Below are 14,249 nucleotides of genomic sequence, written 5' to 3'. Positions count from 1 at the left end.
GCGTAGCGGGTTGGCGACGACGTAGCGCGCCAGCTTCACCAAATCCTCCTCCCGGCGCAGGGAGTGGTCGTGGTAGCCGCGCTGCCAGATGGCGCCTCGTTCCCCGCTTCGCTCATTGATCTTGCGGGCGCTGAATGCCTTTACGTTGCGGATGACTTGTTCCAGAGCTGCCCGCTCTTTCAAGGTGAGCAGCCAATGAAGGTGGTCCGGCATGACCACGAAGGCAAGAGTTTCGGCGCGCTCGGTCTCATGTCGAATCGCCTTGACCACCTCGCGGCCCGCCTGGAAATCGGTGAAGAGCGGGCGCCGCTCGAGGGTGACGGTGGTGATCAGGTAGGTACGTCCGGCTTCGGAGGTGCGGCCTTTGCGGAGATTGTGGGCGTGGGGTGCCATGGGAATCCATTCCGGGTGATCTTTATTGTGTATTCATTATAATTCGTTTTGTGTATTTCATCTCCTGTAGGAGCGGCCCCAAGGCCGCGATGATGCGGAGTGCCGGTCGGTGCCAAAATCCCCTGGCGGGGGTCAGCGGACAGGGCGCCATCGCGGCCTTGGGGCCGCTCCTACAGGGGATGTCGGGGATGTCGGGGAGCGGTCAGTGGCTGGTGCCCTCGGAGAGGTGGGTCTTGTTCCAGACGTTGTATTTGCCCGACGGCTTGACCATCGGCAGGCGCTTCACCTCCTCCAAGGTATCGGCGTCGTAGACCACCACCGCGCCGTCCATGTCCCAGATGCTCAGTAGCGCGTGGCGGCCGCTGCGGTCGAATTCGACGTGGGCGGCGGTCTTGCCGGGGGCCGGGCGCAGGGTCTTGACGATCTCCAGGGTCTGTTTGTCGATCACATGCACCGCGTCGCGGTCGGGGCCGAAGAAGACATCGACCCAGGCGTAGCGGCTGTTCTCGTGGCTGCGCAGGAAGAAGCCGGGGCCGAGGGTCTTGATGTGTTTGATCGGCTTCCAGGTCTGCAGGTCGATCACCGTCACCATCCCCTGCTTGAGGTTGGGGGTCGCCATCACCCGCCGCCCGTGGTAGTTCCAGGTGATGCCGGAGCTGAGGTGGGGCATGCCGCCGATCTCCAGTTTGCCGACCACCTTGCCGACGATCAGCGACAGCACCATCCCCCGGCCGTCGCGCGAGGAGCCGAACAGCAGGTTGTAGCTCGGGTCGAAGAAGAAGTCGTCGATGTAGGTCGGCGTCGCGATGCGGCGGATCGGGAAGGTGGAGTCGTCGGTGGCGGGTGCCTCGCCGGATTCCGCGCGGTAGTCGTGCATCGGGCCGCGATAGACCGGCAGCGCCGGGGCGCCGGCGGTGTAGGGGATCTCCCACACCTCGGGGACGTCCTTGAGAGCGGCGACGAAGCTTTGCCGCGGCGCGGCGGTGTAGACCGCGCTGACCCGCGAGCTGGTGCCGTCGGCGCCGACCACGTCGATGATCTTCAGCGGCTTCAGTTCGGCGGCGTCGAGCAGCACCAGGGTGTGCGGCAGGTAGTTGGCGACCATCACGTAGCGCCCGTCGGCGGACACCGCCAGGTTGCGGGTGTTGATACCGGCGCGCAGCTCGGCCACCGGGGTGAGGTTGTAGAGGTCGTATTTCGTAATCCAGCCGTCGCGCGAGGCGAAGTAGACGAAGCGGCCGTCGGGGGAGTATTTGGGGCCGCCGTGCAGGGCGCGGTGGGTGGCGAAGCGGTGGATCGGCTCGAAGCGGTCGCCGTCGAGGATGGTGGCGTGGTGGTCGCCCACCTCCACCACTACGAAGAGGTTGAGCGGATCGGCGTCGAACTTCGGCCGGCCGGGCAGGGTGGCCAGCGGGTGGGGGACGGTGCGGCTGGCGGTGATCTCGTCCATGCCCCAGCGCGGCACCTCGGGCAGCGGTTGGCGGACGAAGCGGGCGAGGGCGTCGATCTGGGGGGCGCTCAATTTGTCGGCGAAGCCGGCCATCTGGGTGGCGGGGCGGGGTCGTGGGCGATCACCTCGACGGTGGCTTGCGGGGTGAGACGGCCGAGGTTCTCCGGCAGCAGCGCGGGGCCGGCGCCGCCGAGGCGACCGCCGCCGTGGCAGGCGGCGCAGTGTTGTTGGTAGAGGATGAGCGTGTCGTCGGCGAGTGCCGGCAGGGCGGTGAGGGCGAGGAGCAGGGCGGCGAGGTGGATTGGGTGGCGCATGGTCGTTGATTCGGCGGTCGTGGTTGGTTGTAGGAGCGGCCCCTAGGCCGCGATGGTGCGCAGTGGTGGTGCCGCGGGTTTACCGGCGGAGGTTGGCGGGGAGGGCGTCATCGCGGCCTGGGGGCCGCTCCTACAGGGGACGTGATCTCTGTCTCGGTGAGGTAGCAGCCGGGGTCTTCGGCCCAGTAGTCGCCGCTCATTTGGTGGGCGCGGACGCGGGTGTTGCCGTTGCAGATGGCGAGAAACGCACAGCGGGCGCAGCGGCCGGTGACCGGCCGCGGGCGCTGTTTCAGCCCGGCCATCAGCGGGTCGGCGGTGTCGGGCCAGACCGCCGAGAAGGGGCGCTCGCGCACGCTGCCCAGGTCGTGGTGCCACCACATGGTGTCGGGGTGGACGTGGCCGCGGTTGTCGATGTTGGCGACGTGGAGGCCGCTGGCGTTGCCGCCCCAGTTCCTCAATCGCTTTTCGAGCAGGTCGACCTTCTCCGGCATCCGCCGGCGCACCCAGTGCAGCAGGTAGACGCCGTCGGCATCGTTGTTGCCGGTGACCATCTCCACCGGGTGGCCGTCGAGGATGCGTCGCCAGGCGGTCTCGAAGAGCAGATCCATCGCCTGGCGGGTGAGGCGGTGGTGGGCGTCGTCGTCGCGGTGCTTGTTGCCGCGATCGGCGTAGTTGAGGTGCGAGAGGTAGAACTTGTCGATCCGCTCCTCCTCCATCAGTTCCAGCAGGGCGGGCAGTTCGACGGCGTTGTCGCGGGTGAGGGTGAAACGCAGGCCCACCTTGAGGCCGTGGTCGCGGCATAGGCGCAGGCCGCGCAGGGCGGCGTCGAAGCCGCCGTCCAGGCGGCGGAAGCGGTCGTGGGTGGCGCGCAGGCCGTCGATGCTGATGCCGACGTAGTGGTAGCCGACCGCGGCGATCGCCTCGATGTTGTGTTCGTCGATCAGGGTGCCGTTGGTGGAGAGCGCGGTGTAGAAGCCGAGTTCCTTGGCGTGGTGGGAGATCTCGAACAGGTCGGGGCGCAGCAGCGGTTCGCCGCCGGAGAGGATCAGTGCCGGGACACCGAAGGCGCGCAGGTCGTCCATCACCGTGAACACCTCGTCGGTGCTCAGTTCGCCGGCGAAGTCGCTGTCGGTGGAGAGGGCGTAGCAGTGCCTGCAGGTGAGGTTGCAGCGGCGGATCAGGTTCCAGATCACCACAGGCCCTGGCGGCCCGCCGGCGGCGGCAGGGCGTCGGGCGGCGGCGGGTGGGGCCGCCAGGGCCTGAAGGTGTTGGGTGATGCGGAACATCGGGTTACCTGTGGGGTTGCCTGTAGGAGCGGCCCCTAGGCCGCGATGGCGCCGTTTCCATTTCCCACCGCCAGTTGGGTTGTGAGCGCCTCACTCCGGACGATCGCGGCCTAGGGGCCGCTCCTACAGGGGGTGTCGGGGGCGTCGGGGGCGGCGTTGTCGCCGATCCTCAGCCCGGTCTTCTTCAGGATGCGTGTGCTGTAGAGGATCTCGTGGCCGCGGTCGTGGTCGCCGAGTAGCTCGGCGATCCGTGCCACCTTGCTTTCGACCTCGGCGCGGTCCTGGCCGTGGACCATGACGAAGAGGTTGTAGGGCTACGCCGGCGGGTGGCGCGGGCGTTGGTAGCAGTGGCTGACGTAGTCGAGGGCGCCGATCCGTTCGCCCAATTCGTCGATCAGCGCGTCGGGCACGTCCCACACGCTCATGCCGTTGCCGCGGTAGCCGAGCCGGTAGTGGTTGGGCACCGCGCCGATGCGACGGATGCGGCCGTCGGCGAGCATCCGTTCGATCCGTTCCAGCACCACGTCGTGGGGTACGCCGAGCGTTTCCGCTACCGCGGCGTAGGGACGCGGCACCAGCGGCAGCCCCGCCTGGGTGGCGCGGACGATGGCGCGGTCCAGTTCGTCGGTGTCGTTCATCGGCTCACGCCCGGAAGTGGAGCCCGACGAAGAATTCGCGCTCCTTGGGCAGGTTGAAGACGGTGAGGCCGGTGCGCGCCTCGATCGCCCGGATCACCTCGTCGATGCGCTGCGGGGTGTCGGTGGCGAGGACGAACCAGAGGTTGAGGCGGTGCTCGCGGGCGTAGTTGTGGGCCACCTCGGGGAAGGCGTTGACCTGCTCCACCACCCGGTCGAAATCGCCTTCCGGCACCTCCGTGGCGGCCAGCGTCAGGCCGCCGCCGAGGCGTTCGGCGTGGTAGAGCGGGCCGAAGCGGCTGAGCAGCCCCTCGTCGAGCAGCCGCTGCAGGCGCACGATCAGCTGGTCCTCGTCGAGGCCGAGGCGACCGGCGGCCTCGGCGTAGGGGCGCTCGCAGACCGGGAATCCCCCTTGCAGTTCGTTGATGATGGCACGGTCGGTGGCGTCCACTCCTCAGCCCTCCAGGACCGGCCGCAAGGTCGTTGCGGTTTCCGGGGCGGTGGCGCGCTCGCCGCCGTACGGCGTGTGGTAGCGGGCACCGCGCTGCTTGAAGCGGCGCACGCTGAACAGCACCTCGTAGTCCGTCGGCGCCACGCCCGCCTCGCGCGCCAGGCGCTCCACCTTCTCCAGCACGGTGGCGCGGTCGCGGCCGTGGATCATGCTGAACAGGTTGTAGCGCCACGCCGGCAGGCGGCGCGGCCGGCGGTAGCAGAGGGTGACGAAGTCGGTGGCGCCGAACCGGTGGCCGATCCGCTCCACCGCGGCGTCGGGCAGGTCCCACACCACCATGGCGTTGGCGCGGTAGCCCAGGGCATGGTGGTGGACCACCACGCCGAAGCGGCTCAGGGTGCCGTCCTCCAGCCAGTCGTGGAGGCGTTCGATCACCCCCCCCTTCGCACAGCCCGGTCTGCTCGGCCACCACCCGGTAGGGGGCGGCGACCAGCGGCAGGCCGTCCTGGATGGCGGCGATCAGCCGGTGGTCGCCCGGCTGCGGCGCGCCGCGGCCGGTGCGCGCCTCGGCCCCGCCGGGGTGGGGCGCGCGGCGGGCGGGGGTGGCCTGCGGGTCGAGGCGGAAGCCGAGGTCGAGGTGGTAGGCGGCGAGCATCGGCAGGTTCAGCGGGGTCAGGCCGGTGTCCCGCTCCAGCTCTGTCAGCACCTGACGCACACGCTCGCCGTTGGCGGCGGTGAGGACGAACCAGAGGTTGTAGTGGTGCTCGCGCTGGTAGTTGTGGTTGACCTCGGCGTAGCCGTTGACCCGCTCGGCCACCGCCTCCAGCCGCTCGGGCGGCACCGCCAGCGCGGCCAGGGTGCTGGTGCCGAGGCGGTGGGGGCGGAACACCGGGCCGACCCGGCTCACCATGCCGGCGCGGGCGAGCCGGCGCAGGGCGCGCAGCACCGTCTCCTCGTCGCTCTCCAGGCGGTCGGCGATCTCCTGGAAGGGGTGGGGGGCGAGGGGGAAGTCGCGCTGGAACTCGTCGAGCAGGCGCTGTTCCAGTGCGCTTGGGTCTGGTCCGCTCCGGTCGTTGGGCGCGGCGTGGTGATCACGGGTCTCCATGGCTTCCCCCTCGATGGCCGTTGCGCTTCACAGCCCGATGCGGTGGGCGCGCGCGCTGAAGAAGATCCCGCTCGGCTTGCGCGCGGGCAGTTCGCTGATGAGATGAAAGTCGGTGGTGTCGTAGACCTGCACGCGGTCCTCGTCGCGCACCGAGGTCCACACCTCGCCGCCGCGCGGGGTGAACTCCATATGCAGCACCCCCTTGCCGGGTTTCAGGGTGTGGATGAGTTGCAGGGTGGCGACGTCGATCACCTGCAGGGTGTCGTTGTCCGGGAAGGCGAAGTTGACCCACACCTGGTGGCCGTCGGGGCGCGCCATGACGAACACCGGCTGGCCGTGGACCGGGATCTTCGCCACCTGCCGCCAGTCGTGGCGGTCGACCACCAGCACCTCGTGGCGCCCCACCGCCGGCAGGAAGGCGTAGTCGCCGGCCATCGCCCACCCCTCCAGGTGGGGCATCTTGTAGACCGGCAGCTTCTCCTCGCCCTTGCCGTAGTGGGCGAGGATGCGGCGTACGCCGGCGTCGGGGTTCCACAGGTCGAGCAGGGCGAGGCCGTCCTCGCCGAAGAGGCCTGCGATGTAGTAGCGGCCGTCGGGGGTGATCAGGCCGTCGTAGGGCTGGCGGCCGATGTCATGGAACTTGTGTACTTGGGGATGGGTGCGGTCGCTCATGTCGAGCGTCCAGATTTCGCCGGCGTCGTAGAGGCTGAAGACGAAGCGGTTGCCGGGGGCGTCGACCAGGCCGACCACCTTGGAGCGTCGGCCGTCGCTGCCGTAGGCGGCGGGGATGTCGGCCACCGGCTCCAGGGTGGCGGCGTCGAACACCCGCACCCCGCCGGGGGTGTAGTTGGAGACCGCCACCAGCGTGCCGTCCTGGGAGATGGCGCCGCCGATGCTGTTGCCGGCCTGGAGGATGCGTTTGACGATGCGCCCGCGCAGCAGGTCCACCTTGGTCAGCCCGCCGTCGCGGCCGAAGACGAAGGCGTAGCGCTCGTCGCGGGAGTAGACCACCGAGGCGTGGGAGAGGTCGCCGAGTCCCTTGATCTCCCCCAGGCGGCTGCGGCCGCTGTTCTCCACCAGCACCACGCTGCCGCTGGCGCGCTCCACCACCAGGCCGAGGTCGCCGGTACCGCGCAGCGGGGCGCAGGCGTTGAGGGCGAGCAGGGCGGTGAGGGCGGTCAGGGCGAGAAGGGTTCTAATGGTCATCGGGCACCCCCGCGATCAGTTGGTTGGTCAGCCAGATCACCTCGTCCCGGGTAAGGAACGGGGACCAGGGCGGCATCGGGGTGCCGGGGCGGCCGTTGAGGATGGTGGCGCGTAGCAGCTCCGGTGGCAGCCCGCGCAGCCGCTCGGGCAGCAGCGAGGGGCCGAGGCCGCCGCGCAGGGTCATGCCGTGGCAGGCGCCGCAGTCCTAGGAGATGAAGGCCTCGTGGAAGGTGCTGGTGCCGCCGGAGCAGCGGCCGAAGAAGCAGGAGAATAACCTCGACCTGAACAACCTCTTCTCGGTGACCCTGCGCGACGCCGGCCAAGTGGCGCTGATCGACGGCAACAGCAAGAAGATCGTCAAGACCATCGACACCGGCTACGCGGTGCACATCTCGCGCATCTCCGCCTCCGGGCGCTACCTCTTCGTCATCGGTCGCGACGCCCAGATCAACCTGATCGACCTGTGGATGAAGGAGCCGCAGAACGTCGCGGTGATCAAGACCGGCATGGAGGCGCGTTCGGTGGAGACCTCCAAGTTCAAGGGTTATGAAGATCAATACGCCATCGCCGGCACCTACTGGCCGCCGCAGTTCGTGGTGATGAAGGGCGACACCCTGGAGCCGCTGAAGATCGTCTCCACCCGCGGCATGACCGTCGACACCCAGGAGTACCACCCGGAGCCGCGGGTGGCGGCGATCGTCGCCTCCCACGAGCACCCGGAGTTCATCGTCAACGTCAAGGAGACCGGCCACGTGCTGATGGTCAACTACCAGGACATCGACAACCTGACCATTACCGACATCGGCGCCGCGCGTTTCCTGCATGACGGCGGCTGGGACTCCACCCACCGCTACTTCATGACCGCGGCCAACAAGTCGAACAAGATTGCGGTGATCGACTCCAAGGAGGACAAGCTGGTCAAGCTGGTGGACGTCGGCGCGATCCCCCACCCCGGCCGCGGCGCCAACTTCGTCGATCCCAAGTACGGTCCGGTGTGGGCGACCAGCGATCTCGGCGACGATCAGATCGCGGTGATCGGCACCGATCCGGTCAACCACCAGGAGAACGCCTGGAAGACGGTGCGCATGCTCAAGGGGCAGGGGGGCGGCTCGCTGTTCATCAAGACCCATCCCAAGTCCCACCACCTCTACGTCGACACCGCGCTAAACCCGGAGGTGACGGTGAGTCAGTCGGTGGCGGTGTTCGACACCACCAACCTCGACGCCCCCTACAAGGTGCTGCCGATCGCCGACTGGGCGAATCTCGGCGAGGGGCCGAAGCGGGTGGTGCAGCCGGAGTACAACCAGGCCGGCGACGAGGTGTGGTTCTCGGTGTGGAACGGCAAGACCCAGGAGTCGGCGCTGGTGGTGGTCGACGACGCCACGTTGAAGATGAAGAGCGTGATCAAGGACAAGCGGCTGATCACGCCCACCGGCAAGTTCAACGTCTACAACACCATGCACGACATCTACTGAGCGTGATGGCCGCCGCGGGCATCCGGTCCGCGGCGCGCTCGGTACCCCACCCCCCCCCGTAGGAGCGGCCCCGAGGCCGCGATGACGCCCTTTCCGTAACCACCGACTGTCGGATCCACGCGCTGAACTCCGCCTCTATCGCGGCCTCGGGGCCGCTCCTACGGGGAAGGCATGCGGGAAGCGTTACGCCCGTATCCAACTTGTCAAAGGCGGCGGGAACCGTTTCTGGCTAGAATTGACTCTCAGGTTCGATTTAGGGGAAGCGGTTGAGATGAGTGCAAGTGAGCGAGTGTTCGACGTGAGTGGTTCGACCATCCTGGTGGTGGATGACGAGCCGATCAATCTTGAGATGCTGGAGAGGATGCTCGTCAGTGGCGGCTACCGCGAGGTGGTCACCACCGAGGACCCGCGGGAGGTGGAGCCGTTGGTGGAGCAGCATCGTCCGGATCTGCTGCTGCTCGATCTCACCATGCCCTACCGCGACGGCTTCCAGGTGATCGAGGCGCTCAAGGCGCGCTACCCCGGTCCCTGCGACCTGCCGCCGATCCTGGTGCTGGCCACCCAGCAGGGGGAGGAGTTCCGCCACCGCGCCCTGGAGATGGGGGCCCGCGACTACGTGACCAAGCCCTTCGACCGGATCGAGCTGCTGATGCGGGTGCGCAACCTGCTGGAGGTGCGCAATTCGATCAAGGTGTTGCGTGACGAGAAGCGGGTGCTGGAGTCGATGGTGGTGGAGCGTACCCGCGAGATTCACGATACCCGTCTGCAAGTGGTGCGCCGGCTGGGACTCGCGGCGGAGTACCGCGACAACGAGACCGGCATGCACATCGTGCGCATGAGCAAGATCAGCGAGCTGCTCGGTCGCGCCCTGGGCATGCAGGAGGAGGCGCTCGACCTGCTGCTCAACGCCAGTCCGATGCATGACATCGGCAAGATCGGCATCCCCGACCATGTGCTGCTCAAGCCGGGCAAGCTCGACGAGCACGAGTTCGAGCTGGTCAAGACCCATGCCATCATCGGTGCCGATATCCTCAGCGGTGACGACTCCGAGCTGATGACCATGGCCCGCGAGATCGCCCTCACCCACCACGAGCGCTGGGACGGCACCGGCTATCCCCACGGCCTGCAGGGGGAGGAGATCCCGCTGGTGGGACGGATCTGCGCGGTGGCCGACGTCTTCGACGCCCTCACCTCGACCCGCCCGTACAAGCAGGGGTGGCTGCGCGAGGATGCGGTGGAGTATCTGCGCAGCGGTGCCGGCAGCCAGTTCGACCCGACGGTGGTCGATGCCTTTATGGGGCGTCTCGACGAGGTCTACGCCATCTGCGACGAATACCAGGACAGCACCGGGATCGATGACGATCTCCTCGCCCTGGCCGAAGAGAGCCTTTGATCCCCGCCACGGATCGGCGGTGAATTTTATCGATTTATTCCTGTAGGGGTTTTTACTAATATGTAGGCTGTTGCTGATTTATCTGGAGGGCTGATCATGGATTTTCCCGTGGACGAGGCGACGCGCAAGGCGGCAAAGAGTCCCCATGAGCTGTTCATGATCAATCTGGCGGTGTTCCACCTGCTGGTGGGGCCGGGGGCGATCATCCTGATCGGCGGCGGGGCGCTGGAGTTGCCGGTGCTGCTGTCGTCGCTGGTCATCGCCTTCACCTGGTGGCGTGGGCGGACGCTGGAGAAGGGGGGCGCCCCGTGGTTCGTGGTGACCCACTGGAAGTACGCGCTACGCCGCTATCGCATCCTGCTGATCGGCTACGTGCTCACCGCGCTGATCCTCGGCGCGGGCGAGCTGGTGGGAATGGGGGCGGCCAACCAGGTGACCCGCGACATGCTCTTCACCATCTTCTCCCGCTTCGGCGTGATGCCCACCGTCCTCGCCGTCTTCGTCTGCCTGGTGCTCGAATCGAGCGCCCTCTATCAGGCTACCGGCGGCCAGCTCCCCGACGCATTGGTTGACCGCTATCCGCCGCCAGCCTCCGATGCGGACTGAACGGGATCAGGGGCAGTAGCGCTCGTAGACCCGTTCGAGGTTGACCGTGGTGGCGTCGAAGGCGCGGCGGAAGTCGCCGATGTCGTCGCCGACCCACTCCTCTTTGGCCCAGATCGTCTGTGTCTCCTGTACCGCGTCGGTGAACGAGTCGATCTCCTCCTCGCGCGCGATTTGGGCAAGGATCGGCAGCAACTGGTCGAGTGACTGCTCCAGTTTGGGATCCTCGTCGAACGACGGATGACTGTTGAGGAAGTCCGTCGCCTTGTACATCACGTCGACGAACGACTTCATTTTTCCGCACTCCCACTCCGCCGCCGGCGCCGATCTCGCACCCCAGCCCAAGCCGATCGCCATCACCCAGGCCAACGTCTTGATCTTCATCTCGCATGCCCTCCAACGGGTTTGATGAGAGAGCGAAAATACTGCCAATGACGATCGGCGGCAACGGTTCTCCGCAGGTTCTTCGGAATCATGGAGGCGCAGCCGCCGAGGATGAGTAACGGCAGCAGCAGGAGTCTGCGCATGGGGCGGGGTGTTTTGGGGGCGGCTCGAGGGGGGAGACAACGATAGCCCGCTTCCATGACGGGCCGGAGAATACGGTGCGCTGCGCAGACGTTCGGTTCTGGCGGGATCAGTGTTCGCGTGGCTGTTGCGGGGCGTAGCGCTCGATCAGCGCCTGCACTTCCGGATCGCAGTCGGGGCAGTGACGAGCCACCTCCGCCAGCCGGCCCATCTGTTCGCGCAACTGCTCGACCTCATTGCACATCCGGGTCAGATGGCGCCCCAGTTCGAAGCAGTCTCCAGAGCTCTCCGCGATGTTGCGGATCTTGTCCAGGGAAGGCATGGCATGTTTCTCCTAATGGGGTGGACGATCACCTGACCGCCCGGCGTGGTTTTATGGCAGTGTAAACAAAATCTTGGTTTGCGCAAAATCTTGTAACCGATTGATGTTAAAGAAATATTTCATGAGAAACTGGGTCGGGAATGTGGTCTAATCTTTTGAAAACACGAGGGAAAACCCCAGCTTTACGCCCTGAATTGGGCTCTCTACACTGGTTTTCAAGCCAATCCGCTGGAGGATTTCACATGTCGGGTCTCATTTTCGGCGTCGTCAAACGGCTCGCCGGCGTCCTGTCGCTCGGGCTGATGGTCGCTGCTCCGGGGGCGGTAGCCGTGGCGGAGGTGCTGGGGGAGGGGCTGCAGAACCCCGGCTACGAGGAGCCGCCGGGGTGGTTCAAGGTCTCGTTCCTCGACCTGCGGGAGGACCTGGCGGAGGCGCGCGAGGCGGGCAAGGGGCTGATGCTCTACTTCTATCAGGACGGCTGCCCCTACTGCAAGCGGTTGCTGGAGGAGAACTTCGGTGACCCGGCGATCGCCGAGGCGACCCGCCGACATTTCGACGTGGTGGCACTGAACCTGTGGGGCGATCGTGAGGTGACCGACCTCAATGGCGAGGTGCGCAGCGAAAAGGCGTTCGCGGCTTTTGCCCGGGTGATGTTCACCCCGACCCTGGTGCTGTTCTCCCCCGAGGGGAAAGTGGCGCTGCGGATCAACGGCTACTACCCGCCTGCGCGGTTCAAGGCGGCGATCGACTACGTGGCCGGCGGTCACCATCGCGAGGCGCCCTTCGGTCGTTGGTTGGCCACGCGGCAGTCCCCGGCCGAAGCGGGCGAGCTGCGTCACGAGACGGGGTTCATGGCCCCGCCGTTCGACCTCGCCAAGCGCTCAGGCGGGCGGCCGTTGCTGGTGCTGTTCGAGGAGAAGGGGTGCGATGCCTGCGACGAGCTGCACCGCGACGGTTTCAGCCGGCCGGAGGTGCAGGCGGAGCTGGCGAAGTTCGACCGGGTACAGCTGGATCGCTGGGCCGTCACCCCGCTGGTGACGCCCGACGGTCGGTCGAGCAGTGCCGCGGAGTGGGCGGATACGCTGGGCATCCAGTACACCCCGAGCCTGGTGATGTTCGACGCGGCCGGCAAGGAGGTGTTTCGCGCCGAGGCTTACCTGCGCCCGTTCCATCTGCGCAATGCACTCGGCTACGTCACCTCCGGCGGCTACCTGCGCCAACCCAGCTTCCAGCGCTACATCGAAGGGGTCGCCGACGCCATGCGCGAACGGGGAGAGACGATCGAGCTGATGCGTTGATTGGGTTGCGCCAGCCGTTCACCACGAAGAAATTTTGTGGTCTTGGACCGGTGGATATCGGAGAGACTGTGGGTCGTTGTTGGATGCGTGGATTTCGGGCAGGTGGATTTTAACACGAAGGGCGAGAAGGGGAACGAAGGGCAAGCAGGTGTTGTGTTGTAGCTTGCAGCGCTGAGCGATACCTCGGCGGTGGTTGGCGCTCAGGCCATGACGAACTCGTGGTTTCAATCAACTCGGCGGGGTAGCACCACGCGGGCTTCGAGGCCGCCGTCGGGGCGGTTGTGGAGGGTCACCTCGCCGCCGTGGGCGCGGGCGATGTTGCGGGCGATGCCGAGTCCCAGGCCGGTGCCGCCGGTGTCGCGGGCGCGGGACTCCTCCAGCCGGCGGAACGGCTCGAACAGCCCCTCGATCAGCTCTTCGGGGATGCCGGGGCCGCGGTCGAAGATATGCAGGGTGAGCCGTTCGGCGTCATCCTCCACCCCGATCTCCACCGCGCCGCCGTACTTCAACCCGTTCTCGATCAGGTTGCGCAGGCAGCGCTTGAGTGCCGTGGGGCGGGCGGGGTAGGGTGCGGCGGCCTCGCCGCGCAGGGCGATCGGGTCGGGGTAGAGGCTCTCGAACTCCTCCTGCAGGCTCTCCAGCAGGGCGCGCAGCTCCACCGGTCGCTTCGGCTCTTTCTCGTCCAGTCCGCGCATGAAGTCGAGGGTGGCGCCGACCATCCGCTCCATCTCCTCCAGATCGCCGCGGAACTTCTCCCGCGTCGCTTCCTCTTCCAGCAGCTCGGTGCGCAGCCGCAGCCGGGTGATCGGGGTCTTCAGGTCGTGGGAGACGGCGGCGAGCAGCCGGCCGTGGTCCTCCACGTAGCGGACGATCCGCTGCTGCATGGTGTTGAAGGCGCGGGCCGCGCGTCTGAGTTCTTCCGGCCCCTCTTCGGGGAGCGGTGGGCGTTGGATGTCGCGCCCCAGCTCATCGGCGGCGCGGGCGAGGGTGGTGAGCGGGCCGACCAGCCAGCGCACCGCGAGGGCGGAGACCGCGGCCACCGCCAGCAGCAACAGGGCCACCGCGGCGAGCATCTGCAGCGGCTGGTCGAGCGCCTCTTCCGGCAGCACCCGGCGGAAACGCACCCATTGGCCGTCGCCCAGTTGCACCTCCGCCTGGAAGGAGACCCCCGGACGGCCGAGTCCCACTCCGGCCCCCCATCCCCCCATGTGGCGCCCCATGCCGCGGCCCATGCCGTAGGGGGGCGGCCGGTCGGGGGGCGGAAGGGTCGCGCCGTCCGCCTCGATGGCGATGTGGATCGGCCGCCGGCCGACCCGTCGCTCCACCAGACCGCGGAAGAGGGTGGTGCGCCAGTCCTCGTCGTCGGCGGTGTCGGCCAGCCGTGGGTGACGGTCCAGCTCGATGTGCAACAACCCCCCCTGGAAGGCGTCGACGATCTGCCGCCGCTCTACGGTGCCCTTGCCCTCCAGCAGCGTGGTGACCGCGCCGACCCGCTGGGCGATCTGGAAACCCACCGCCCGGTAGAAGACCTGACCGCGTTCGTGGAGCAGCAGCAGCGCCACCGCGACGTGGGTGGCCACCAGCAGGGCCAGCAGGGTCAGCAGCAGACGACTGAAGAGGGATTTGGGGAGGAGGGGCATGCCGGGGGGGGACAGGTGACAGGTGAATCGTGGTGGAAGTCGATAGGTTGTCAAATTCTATTCGGGTTTTTCCCTCTCTCTCGTTTCCACGCTCCGCGTGGAAATGCCCCCTCTTCGACGCTCTGCGTCGTGTGTAACGGTGGTGCCGGGGCC

Annotated in this window: 13 protein-coding genes and 4 pseudogenes; 4 read left to right on the top strand and 13 right to left on the bottom strand. The window is 67.3% G+C overall.

The genetic code is table 11. The features are described 5' to 3' along the window. The 10 genes and pseudogenes from ACYQ2W_RS23120 to ACYQ2W_RS23075 all read right to left on the bottom strand — a co-directional run. Window positions 1-393 (bottom strand): REP-associated tyrosine transposase (locus tag ACYQ2W_RS23120; RefSeq protein ID WP_459872792.1); only part of this gene is annotated, 393 nt, incomplete at its 3' end. Between the two features lie 202 nt (window positions 394-595). After that, window positions 596-1,936, bottom strand: a complete 1,341-nt coding sequence (locus ACYQ2W_RS23115; RefSeq protein ID WP_459872790.1) for a cytochrome D1 domain-containing protein — start codon at window positions 1,934-1,936, stop codon at window positions 596-598. Beyond that, window positions 1,912-2,157, bottom strand: coding sequence for a c-type cytochrome (locus tag ACYQ2W_RS23110; protein WP_459872788.1), 246 nt, complete (start codon window positions 2,155-2,157; stop codon window positions 1,912-1,914). The genes ACYQ2W_RS23115 and ACYQ2W_RS23110 overlap by 25 nt, the downstream gene beginning before the upstream one ends. A 107-nt stretch (window positions 2,158-2,264) precedes the next feature. Beyond that, window positions 2,265-3,443 carry a heme d1 biosynthesis radical SAM protein NirJ gene (gene nirJ, locus ACYQ2W_RS23105; protein ID WP_459872786.1) on the bottom strand — a complete coding sequence of 393 codons (1,179 nt, stop codon included), beginning with the start codon at window positions 3,441-3,443 and terminating at the stop codon, window positions 2,265-2,267. A 110-nt stretch (window positions 3,444-3,553) separates the two neighbouring features. Further along, window positions 3,554-4,081 (bottom strand): annotated as a pseudogene (gene ahbB, locus ACYQ2W_RS23100) (siroheme decarboxylase subunit beta). A gap of 4 nt (window positions 4,082-4,085) precedes the next feature. Further along, window positions 4,086-4,529: an AsnC family transcriptional regulator gene (locus ACYQ2W_RS23095; RefSeq protein WP_459872784.1), complete on the bottom strand. Its 444-nt coding sequence runs from the start codon at window positions 4,527-4,529 to the stop codon at window positions 4,086-4,088. Window positions 4,530-4,532: 3 nt separating this feature from the next. Beyond that, on the bottom strand, window positions 4,533-4,964 hold the full coding sequence (ahbB, locus tag ACYQ2W_RS23090; protein WP_459872782.1) for a siroheme decarboxylase subunit beta: 432 nt from the start codon (window positions 4,962-4,964) through the stop codon (window positions 4,533-4,535). Window positions 4,965-5,013: 49 nt separating this feature from the next. Next, window positions 5,014-5,634 (bottom strand): annotated as a pseudogene (locus ACYQ2W_RS23085) (hypothetical protein); the annotation flags it as partial. Window positions 5,635-5,661: 27 nt separating this feature from the next. Beyond that, on the bottom strand, window positions 5,662-6,840 hold the full coding sequence (locus tag ACYQ2W_RS23080; RefSeq protein ID WP_459872780.1) for a cytochrome D1 domain-containing protein: 1,179 nt from the start codon (window positions 6,838-6,840) through the stop codon (window positions 5,662-5,664). Further along, a pseudogene (locus ACYQ2W_RS23075) lies at window positions 6,830-7,030 on the bottom strand (c-type cytochrome); the annotation flags it as partial. The pseudogene ACYQ2W_RS23075 and the gene ACYQ2W_RS23080, both read right to left, overlap by 11 nt. A gap of 19 nt (window positions 7,031-7,049) precedes the next feature. Here ACYQ2W_RS23075 and ACYQ2W_RS23070 point away from each other — a divergent pair. The 3 genes and pseudogenes from ACYQ2W_RS23070 to ACYQ2W_RS23060 form a co-directional block, all read left to right on the top strand. Continuing rightward, a pseudogene (locus ACYQ2W_RS23070) lies at window positions 7,050-8,315 on the top strand (cytochrome D1 domain-containing protein); the annotation flags it as partial. Window positions 8,316-8,586: 271 nt separating this feature from the next. Next, complete coding sequence (locus ACYQ2W_RS23065) at window positions 8,587-9,708, top strand: HD domain-containing phosphohydrolase (RefSeq protein WP_459872778.1); 1,122 nt, start codon at window positions 8,587-8,589, stop codon at window positions 9,706-9,708. A 96-nt stretch (window positions 9,709-9,804) separates the two neighbouring features. Next, complete coding sequence (locus ACYQ2W_RS23060; RefSeq protein WP_459872776.1) at window positions 9,805-10,314, top strand: hypothetical protein; 510 nt, start codon at window positions 9,805-9,807, stop codon at window positions 10,312-10,314. A gap of 6 nt (window positions 10,315-10,320) precedes the next feature. On the opposite strand, the gene ACYQ2W_RS23055 is transcribed toward ACYQ2W_RS23060, so the two are convergent. Further along, window positions 10,321-10,695 carry a hypothetical protein gene (locus ACYQ2W_RS23055; protein WP_459872774.1) on the bottom strand — a complete coding sequence of 125 codons (375 nt, stop codon included), beginning with the start codon at window positions 10,693-10,695 and terminating at the stop codon, window positions 10,321-10,323. A 250-nt stretch (window positions 10,696-10,945) separates the two neighbouring features. Then, window positions 10,946-11,158, bottom strand: a complete 213-nt coding sequence (locus tag ACYQ2W_RS23050; RefSeq protein WP_459872772.1) for a hypothetical protein — start codon at window positions 11,156-11,158, stop codon at window positions 10,946-10,948. Between the two features lie 242 nt (window positions 11,159-11,400). Between ACYQ2W_RS23050 and ACYQ2W_RS23045 the strand changes: the two genes are divergently transcribed. After that, on the top strand, window positions 11,401-12,456 hold the full coding sequence (locus ACYQ2W_RS23045) for a thioredoxin family protein (protein ID WP_459872770.1): 1,056 nt from the start codon (window positions 11,401-11,403) through the stop codon (window positions 12,454-12,456). Between the two features lie 224 nt (window positions 12,457-12,680). On the opposite strand, the gene ACYQ2W_RS23040 is transcribed toward ACYQ2W_RS23045, so the two are convergent. Continuing rightward, window positions 12,681-14,096, bottom strand: a complete 1,416-nt coding sequence (locus ACYQ2W_RS23040) for an ATP-binding protein (RefSeq protein WP_459872768.1) — start codon at window positions 14,094-14,096, stop codon at window positions 12,681-12,683. Between the last annotated feature and the right edge of the window lie 153 nt (window positions 14,097-14,249).

It is taken from the genome of Endothiovibrio diazotrophicus, from assembly GCF_054657215.1.
Note: the sequence above shows the minus strand (reverse complement) of the source record. Positions and strands in the feature narration are given on the sequence as shown.

Bases quoted from the DNA above. Each gene is read 5' to 3' on its own strand.
- ACYQ2W_RS23115 (WP_459872790.1), bottom strand. From the start codon at position 1,936: ATGGCCGGCTTCGCCGACAAATTGAGCGCCCCCCAGATCGACGCCCTC.
- nirJ (WP_459872786.1), bottom strand. From the start codon at position 3,443: ATGTTCCGCATCACCCAACACCTTCAGGCCCTGGCGGCCCCACCCGCC.
- ACYQ2W_RS23065 (WP_459872778.1), top strand. From the start codon at position 8,587: ATGAGTGCAAGTGAGCGAGTGTTCGACGTGAGTGGTTCGACCATCCTG.
- ACYQ2W_RS23055 (WP_459872774.1), bottom strand. From the start codon at position 10,695: ATGAAGATCAAGACGTTGGCCTGGGTGATGGCGATCGGCTTGGGCTGG.
- ACYQ2W_RS23040 (WP_459872768.1), bottom strand. From the start codon at position 14,096: ATGCCCCTCCTCCCCAAATCCCTCTTCAGTCGTCTGCTGCTGACCCTG.
- ACYQ2W_RS23045 (WP_459872770.1), top strand. From the start codon at position 11,401: ATGTCGGGTCTCATTTTCGGCGTCGTCAAACGGCTCGCCGGCGTCCTG.
- ACYQ2W_RS23060 (WP_459872776.1), top strand. From the start codon at position 9,805: ATGGATTTTCCCGTGGACGAGGCGACGCGCAAGGCGGCAAAGAGTCCC.
- ACYQ2W_RS23080 (WP_459872780.1), bottom strand. From the start codon at position 6,840: ATGACCATTAGAACCCTTCTCGCCCTGACCGCCCTCACCGCCCTGCTC.
- ACYQ2W_RS23050 (WP_459872772.1), bottom strand. From the start codon at position 11,158: ATGCCTTCCCTGGACAAGATCCGCAACATCGCGGAGAGCTCTGGAGAC.
- ACYQ2W_RS23110 (WP_459872788.1), bottom strand. From the start codon at position 2,157: ATGCGCCACCCAATCCACCTCGCCGCCCTGCTCCTCGCCCTCACCGCC.